This is a genomic window from Streptomyces sp. SID10853 (assembly GCF_010548145.1).
Classification (GTDB): Bacteria; Actinomycetota; Actinomycetes; order Streptomycetales; family Streptomycetaceae; genus Streptomyces.
Genome location: NZ_JAAGLN010000465.1, coordinates 1 through 1,795, shown reverse-complemented (window position 1 = coordinate 1,795; position 1,795 = coordinate 1). Strand labels below are relative to the sequence as shown.

Annotated in this window: 3 protein-coding genes; 2 read left to right on the top strand and 1 reads right to left on the bottom strand. The window is 70.3% G+C overall.

What is annotated here, in order from left to right; genetic code table 11:
• Positions 1–370, top strand: a 370-nt coding sequence (locus tag G3I19_RS36355; RefSeq protein ID WP_239075061.1) for a CrcB family protein, incomplete at its 5' end; no start/stop codon positions are given.
• On the top strand, positions 367–717 hold the full coding sequence (locus tag G3I19_RS36350; protein WP_164267925.1) for a DUF190 domain-containing protein: 351 nt from the start codon (positions 367–369) through the stop codon (positions 715–717). The genes G3I19_RS36355 and G3I19_RS36350, both read left to right, overlap by 4 nt.
• An 18-nt stretch (positions 718–735) precedes the next feature.
• On the opposite strand, the gene G3I19_RS36345 is transcribed toward G3I19_RS36350, so the two are convergent.
• Positions 736–1,389: a DedA family protein gene (locus G3I19_RS36345; protein WP_164267924.1), complete on the bottom strand. Its 654-nt coding sequence runs from the start codon at positions 1,387–1,389 to the stop codon at positions 736–738.
• Between the last annotated feature and the right edge of the window lie 406 nt (positions 1,390–1,795).

Genomic DNA, 1,795 nt, shown 5'->3' with positions numbered 1-1,795 from the left:
GTCCCTGGGCGGCGTCACCGGAGCGTCCGCCCGGTACGGCGCCGCACTCCTCTGGCCCACCGCCGACGGCGGCTTCCCCTGGACGACCCTGCTGGTGAACGTCGTGGGGTGCGCGGTGATCGGTGTGTTCATGGTGGTGATCACCGATGTATGGGCGGCGCACCGGCTGGTGCGCCCGTTCTTCGGCACCGGGGTGCTGGGCGGGTTCACCACGTTCTCCACCTACGCGGTGGACATTCAGCGGCTGGTGGACGGCGGCCACGCCCGTACGGGCCTGGTGTATCTCGGACTGACGCTGCTCGCGGCTCTCGCGGCGGTGTGGAGCGCGGTGTGGGTGACCCGCCGCGCAGTTGCGTGGAGGCAGACATGACCGGGCCGAGCGGTACCGCGGCGCTGCGGGCGACCATCTTCGTCGGGGAGTCCGATCTCTGGCACCACAAGCCGGTGTACTCGGAGATCGTGCACCGGGCCCACGGCGCCGGGCTGTCGGGCGCGAGCGTCTTCCGCGGCATCGAGGGCTTCGGCTCCTCGTCGATGATCCACACACAGCGGCTGCTGTCGCTGAGCGAGGATCTGCCGGTGGCCGTGGTGATCGTGGACACCGCCGACCGGATCCGGGCGTTCCTGCCGCAGCTCGACGAGCTGATCACCGATGGCATGGTCACTCTGGACGCCTGCGAGGTCATCCACCACCCGGCCCGGCGGCAGGACCGCTGATCCACGTTCGTCCGGCGTTCATTCGGCAGGTACGGAGTCCTGCGTCCCGGCGGCCGCCTCTGCCTTCGCGTGTGCCTTCTTCGCCCGGTTCTTGATGATGAGCATCGAGGCCACACCGAGCACGGCGGCGACGGCGAGGCCCGCATACGAGAAGTTCTTGAACCAGGACTCCGCGACGACACCCACGTAGTAGACGGCCGCTGTCGTGCCGCCCGCCCACAGGATGCCGCCGAGCATGTTGGCGATGAGGAACTTCCAGTACGGCATGTGCAGTACGCCGGCCAGCGGCCCGGCGAAGATCCGGAGCAGGGCGATGAACCGGCCGAAGAAGACCGCCCACATGCCCCACTTCTCGAACGACCGCTCGGCCATGGCGATGTTCGCCCCGCTGAAGTGTCCGGGGAACTTACGGCCGAGCCAGGCGATCAGCGGGCGTCCGCCCTTGCGGCCGATGGCGTACCCGATCGAGTCCCCGACGACCGCGCCGGCCGAGGCGCAGATGCCCAGCACGAGCGGGTCGATGTGGCCCTGCTGGGAGGCCAGCAGGGCGGCGCTGACCAGAACGATCTCCCCCGGCAGCGGAATCCCGAGGCTCTCCACCCCGATGACCACCGCGACCAGGAGGTAGATGCTTACCGCCGGAATCGTCTCCAGCCACGCCTGGATGTGCAACGCCGGCCCCTGCCCTTCGAAGTACCCGTGTCTGCCGGGAGGCGCGCCCCCCGCGCCGCCTGCGGGCAGCCTACCTGCTCGCCCAGGAGAGGGAGCCGGACAGCGGCCCGGGACCCGGGGCCAGAGGCGGGGCGGGGCGGGCGGCGGGCGGGGCGGGCGGTGACGGGGAGTGAGTGCTGGGGCGTTTACAGGGGCGCCGTCGGGAGTCGAACGCGAGAGCTACGCATTACGGGTGCGTTGCGCTGGCGAACTGAGCTAGGGCGGCACGCCGGCCTGACCGTGGTGCGGTGAGCAGCGACGCCAAGTCTACGCAGTTTCCGAGGGTGCTCCCGACACCCCGCGGCCGGTCCTCTCCGTGCAGGTCAGGAGCACTTCTTGCCGTTCTTCGGCGGGGTGCCGTCCAGGA

What these genes read in the sequence shown, in the direction of transcription:
- G3I19_RS36350 (WP_164267925.1), top strand. Translation starts at nt 367, where the DNA reads ATGACCGGGCCGAGCGGTACCGCGGCGCTGCGGGCGACCATCTTCGTC.